Genomic DNA, 4,899 nt, shown 5'->3' with positions numbered 1-4,899 from the left:
GCCCGCCCTTAACGCGGGCATACGTCCCATCCCTTACGGCGGCACCGCCGGCGCTCGGAAAGAAATCCTCCGGGACCATGTTCCACAGCCGCTCCATGCCGGTTCTCAGCTTATCCGGCTCTCTGTGATGGGCAGACGCTGTGTACTTATCCGTTCATCGGACGCTCATTATCCTGTTCCTTATGGAAAATATAGCGAAAACGGCAGGCCCGTGTCAAGGCTCGCGCCGGGGAGGCACGTGATCGATCCCTCCCGGATGGAAAGGATGACAGCGGCAGATGCGCCTGGCCGCAAGCCAGGAGCCCTTCAACGCACCGTGCGTCTCCAGCGCCTCCAGCGCGTAGGCCGAGCAGGTCGGATAAAAGCGGCAGGTCGGCGGCTTGAGCGGCGAGACGAACCTGCGATAAAATCGAACGGGCGCCTGCAGCACCTTACGCACGACTTTCCTCCTCCAGGGAGCACGCCTTGCAATAGCCGAATACCTCGAATTTATGCTTCACGACCTTGAAATCGTCCGGCACCTCCGTCTGATCCATCGGGCAGTAGCTGATCGGATACGTCTTCCCGCATTGCAGGCAAATCATATGGTGGTGATGATCGTGGCCCCGGCAGTGCAGCTTGAACTTGACGCCGTCCTCGAACACAACCTGTTCAAGCACCCCCAATTCGTCGAGCACCCGCAGATTGCGGTACACCGTATCAAAGCTGAGGCCGGCATAAGAGCGCCCCATATAATCGTATACGTCCTTCGGCGACTGATAGCCGGGCGTATCTGCAAACAGCTTGGCCAGCGTCTTCCGTTGATCGGTGATGCGCAGGCCCTGGGCCGACATCATTCGTATAATTTCGTCAGTTTGCAATGGCTTCTACCTCCGGAACACGTCTTTCTTCTTCTCATAATGCAGGAAAAAGCCGACGCCGTCAACGCGGGAAGCCCCGCTGTCCGGCTGGGGCGGAAGCGGGGCTTCAGGATCAGTACCGCTGCTCGGGCACCGGCAGAAACAGCATATGAATCGGCAGATTGCTGCCCGACGCCAGCGTGAACACGATGTCCACCCGCTCCTCGCTGCTGCCGGTGCGGTAAAGAACAGCAGTCTCGCTATTCGTTTTCAGCACGCTGCCGTCCGTCACCGTCACGACCTTGCCGTTCACGATGAAGGCGCCTGTGTAATGGCCGCCGCGGGCATTGAGGCCGATCAGCGTGTTCGGCGCGACGTCGATCGTCATTTTGTACAGCACCCCGAAATTGCCGAGGTTCCATTCCAGCTGTCCGGTCGTCTGGTCAATGCCGTCCAGATTTTTGTCGACCTTGTTGTCGCCGAGCACGATGCGCTGCGGCTGGCCGCCCAGCACTTTATCAACCTGAATCGTCCGGTCCGCGTTATAAAACGTACCGCGAACATGTTTGTCGATGCGTTCCATGATCGACAGCGACGACAGCGAATCGATCGGATCGTCGTTCTCGGAAACGACGACGATACGGTAACGGATCATTTTGTCCGACACGATGTCGGCGTAAGCCGAGAACGTCTGGTCTTTTTTGATCGGCACGTTCGAAATTTCCGGCAGCAGCACTCTTGACTCGCCAGGACGGAGGCGCGTGTAGGTGACCGGCGTCTTTTTGTTAAGCATATCCAGATAACGAACCGTTGACAGCTTGCCCGCGTTCGTCGTATAGGGGTCGGGACCGCCCATGCCCCATGCGCCGATTCCGACATCTGCGGAGGTGCCGTTTATATTCGTCGCCACGATATACATCTTCACGTTATAGCCGATGCCGTTCTGGTTGTAAAGCAGGAAGCGGGTTTTCCCTGTCAGCATATCGTCGTAAGCGATGCCGGTCGTTTCCCACCGTTCGGGACTGTTGCTTCGCACCATCTGAGCCGGCTCGTCGCCGATCGCGTACGGCACCGACTCGTAACCGAGCACCTCGGAGCCGTTCATTTCGTACTTTTGGCCGACGGCCGTAAATTTACGGTTATATTCGTCCCGCGTATACAGCACCTCATCGGTAACCGTCACCGTTTGCGTAACGCTCGAGGTCAAGCCGTGGCGATCCTGCACCTCCAGCGTCACCTGCTTCTCGCCGGCTTCAAAAAACACCGGCGCATTGCCCGACCATTTGCGGTTCGTTATCGCATTCTCGTCATCGTAGCTGCGGTCGGTATACAACACCCGCTCGCCGATCCGGTAAGTCGGCTTCTCGATACCGAAGTCGGCGACCGGCGCCTGGTTGGGCTCGCGCACCGTGACGGTCACACTGTAAGGCTCGCTCCATTGGCTGCTCTCGTCCATCACCCGGCGGGTAATCGTATGCGGACCGGCCGTTTGAAACACGTCCTCACGGCCTTCCCACTGCTCGTCGACAATACGCAGGCCGCCGGAGGCCGTCGCCAAATCCTCATAGGCAACCGTCGTCTGCGTCGCGTAAATTTCCTCGGGCTGAACGCGGAACGTCGCCTCCGGCAGGCTGCTCCACGCAATCGTGATCGTCGTGCCGCTGACGCCGATCGTGCTGCCGGTCACATTGGACCAGGTGCGGATCGGCACCATCATGTAACCTTTCTGCGAATAGGTCGTGCCGGGAGCCTTGACGACTTTGCCGTCCACCTTGATGTAGGAGCTTCCCGTTCGGAAACGAATCTCCTGCTTCGGCGAGCGCGCGACCGCTTCCCTCGTCTTCACGTCGTAAGAGAGCTGGAAGCCAAAAGGCTTGGAAATGCCGTTAAGCGGCAAATAGGCGGATCCATTCTTGTATGTGACCGGCTGAGCCGCCTTCAGTTGCACCCCGTTAAATTGCATGACGGCGTTGTTTTTCTGCAATACCAGCCTGTTCGCTCCGTCTCCCTTGGCATCGGCCGGCTGCACCGCAGTGAGAAGAGGCAGTGCAAGGAAGGACGTAATCAATAGTACCTTTAACGATTTCAATGCGTTCATTCCAGTCTCCCTCTCGTAGCAGTTCTCGACTGCTTTATCTGTTCAGCTACCGCGACTGCGGACGCCCTCCTAGTAGTTGTTGACGTTACGTATACTGGAAAAGTTGCGATTGGACCGGGAAACCGATTATACGATCGGGCACAATTCCGGTGAACAGCGTGGTGGAGATAGGAAAATTATACGTTCAGGCCCATGCTGACAAGGAAAGCCGCAGACATTGCGAGGAAAGCCGCCGCAGTGCAGACCGCCATAACCAAGCGCAGGCGTTTGAGCCGTTTCACAGCCGCTCGATCGCCCGCATGCAGCGCCTCCCGGTAGGCGCGGTTCACAAACAGGCTCGTGATGAATAATGCGACAAACCCCATATTGATGACGAACCAAAGCGGGGAAACCATAAAAAACCTCCTTCTCTCAAATCCATTCCCACCCCTCTGAAGCGGTGGGTCCCTGCGCGAGACGCAGGGATGAACCTCCGTTCGCGCAGCAGCCCCCGTCCGAAAACGGCCGTTTGGCGGCCGAGTTCCGGCGGGGGCTGCTCGTCGTTAACACCGCTTGCGCGGCGCTTATCGCAATATCAAACTACATAAACCAGCGGTCGAGCACCCCTATGAAAAAAACGCCGCTCGCAACCGCTCCGGCAAACGACAGCCAGCCGGCCTTGAAGCGCAGCTGGAACATCCGCAGAATGCCCAGACTGAGCAATGAAAAAATAAGCAAAATGAAAATGGCGCCCGTGATGAATAACCCGGCAGATACTTGACTGATATCAACGGCAGTCATGCACAACACTCCTTTAATCCGGCGATTCGACCTCTATCACTAAGCATTATAAGGGAAAAGCGCGAATGACGCCACTTTTTCCGCTGAATGGCAATCCGCAACAATTCAAGGCGATAGACGGGACAGAACCGCCAGAAACGCGAATAGCAGCAAGCCGGCCAGCACCAAGGCGAAATCGTCCCGATCCATGCGAAGCTTCATGGCCCGCGCCTGCACCGGATTGCGGCCAAAGCCACGCACCTCAAGCGCCGTGGACAAACGGTCCGCGATCTGCAGCAGCGCCAGCATGAACGGGATCATAACGGTGTGCAGCTGTCTAAACGGCAATTTGCCCGGCGCTGACGGCCGTTTGCCTCGAGCGGCGCCGATCCGTGCAAACCGCCGCCATTCGGCGGCGATCAGCGGCATAAAACGGAACAACAGGGATACGATCAACGATAACGCATGCACCTGACGTTTGCCGACACGCAAAGCAAGCAACGGTTGCTCGATCGCCAGCCGAAGCCGGTACGGCGTAACGAGCCCAAGCAACGGCAGGGCGAGCAGCATCGCGGTGAACAGGCGGAACAGCAGCTGCATCGTGTCGATTGCATCCGGCACCGAGAACCGGAGTGGAGCGAGACCCAAGCCTGTAAGCAGTCCCATGACGGGAATGAAGCAAGCATAATAGGAAATGAGATGGCGATAAGGGCGAATAAGACCGGGCAAGCCGTAAAGGATGGCTGCACACGCTGCCGCGCCTGCGCCGACGCCTATCCATCCGTCGAGCATCAGCAGCCCGGCGGCCGACAGCATATAAAAGGCCCACAACGCCCGCGGATCCCGCTGAGCCAGCCGATGCCCCGCCCGGCCGTCAGCCTGCGTCTCGCGGCAACCGGCGTTTTCCGGTTCGCAGTGACCGGCTTGAGGCGACACCGCCGGTTGCGACATGCCCGGCGCGCCGTGCGGCGAAGTCTGCCATGCGGCGTCGGATGCGGCGTGCGGAACAGCATGCGGGACGGTATGCGGAACGGCATGCGGTGCGGTATGCGCTCGCGGCGATGCGGCCTGGAATAGGAGCCGCTCCTCATCCGGCGCAGCCTGCGGCACAGCTTGCAGCGGAGACAGCTGCCCTGGCGCGGGGGACGCCTCGCGCGCAGCGCTTGAGGCGAGCCGCCCGGCAATTGCGGCGGCCAGCTCCGC

At 59.0% G+C, this 4,899-nt stretch carries 6 protein-coding genes; all 6 read right to left on the bottom strand.

The window, feature by feature from the left end:
* Nucleotides 1–214: 214 nt before the first annotated feature.
* Nucleotides 215–439 (bottom strand): membrane protein insertion efficiency factor YidD, encoded by a 225-nt coding sequence (yidD, locus tag BG52_RS08665; protein ID WP_036585031.1) that lies wholly within the window; start codon nucleotides 437–439, stop codon nucleotides 215–217.
* Complete coding sequence (locus tag BG52_RS08660) at nucleotides 432–836, bottom strand: Fur family transcriptional regulator (RefSeq protein WP_036585029.1); 405 nt, start codon at nucleotides 834–836, stop codon at nucleotides 432–434. Before BG52_RS08660 ends, yidD begins: the two co-directional genes overlap by 8 nt.
* A gap of 136 nt (nucleotides 837–972) precedes the next feature.
* Nucleotides 973–2,937, bottom strand: a complete 1,965-nt coding sequence (locus tag BG52_RS08655; protein ID WP_051587869.1) for a copper amine oxidase N-terminal domain-containing protein — start codon at nucleotides 2,935–2,937, stop codon at nucleotides 973–975.
* 176 nt (nucleotides 2,938–3,113) lie between these two features.
* Entirely contained in the window at nucleotides 3,114–3,332 is a 219-nt protein-coding gene (locus tag BG52_RS08650; RefSeq protein ID WP_036585027.1) for a hypothetical protein, read from the bottom strand.
* 184 nt (nucleotides 3,333–3,516) lie between these two features.
* The gene (locus BG52_RS08645; RefSeq protein ID WP_036585025.1) at nucleotides 3,517–3,717 is read right to left on the bottom strand and encodes a hypothetical protein; all 201 of its coding nucleotides are present in this window, start codon (nucleotides 3,715–3,717) and stop codon (nucleotides 3,517–3,519) included.
* A gap of 105 nt (nucleotides 3,718–3,822) precedes the next feature.
* A partial coding sequence (locus BG52_RS08640) for an energy-coupling factor transporter transmembrane component T family protein (RefSeq protein ID WP_036667120.1) occupies nucleotides 3,823–4,899 on the bottom strand: 1,077 nt, incomplete at its 5' end.

It is taken from the genome of Paenibacillus darwinianus, assembly GCF_000598065.1.
Taxonomy (GTDB): Bacteria; Bacillota; Bacilli; order Paenibacillales; family Paenibacillaceae; genus Paenibacillus_I; species Paenibacillus_I darwinianus.
This window is presented reverse-complemented; position numbering and strand designations above follow the sequence as displayed.

Bases quoted from the DNA above. Each gene is read 5' to 3' on its own strand.
- BG52_RS08660 (WP_036585029.1), bottom strand. From the start codon at position 836: ATGATGTCGGCCCAGGGCCTGCGCATCACCGATCAACGGAAGACGCTG.
- BG52_RS08655 (WP_051587869.1), bottom strand. From the start codon at position 2,937: ATGAACGCATTGAAATCGTTAAAGGTACTATTGATTACGTCCTTCCTT.
- BG52_RS08650 (WP_036585027.1), bottom strand. From the start codon at position 3,332: ATGGTTTCCCCGCTTTGGTTCGTCATCAATATGGGGTTTGTCGCATTA.
- BG52_RS08645 (WP_036585025.1), bottom strand. From the start codon at position 3,717: ATGACTGCCGTTGATATCAGTCAAGTATCTGCCGGGTTATTCATCACG.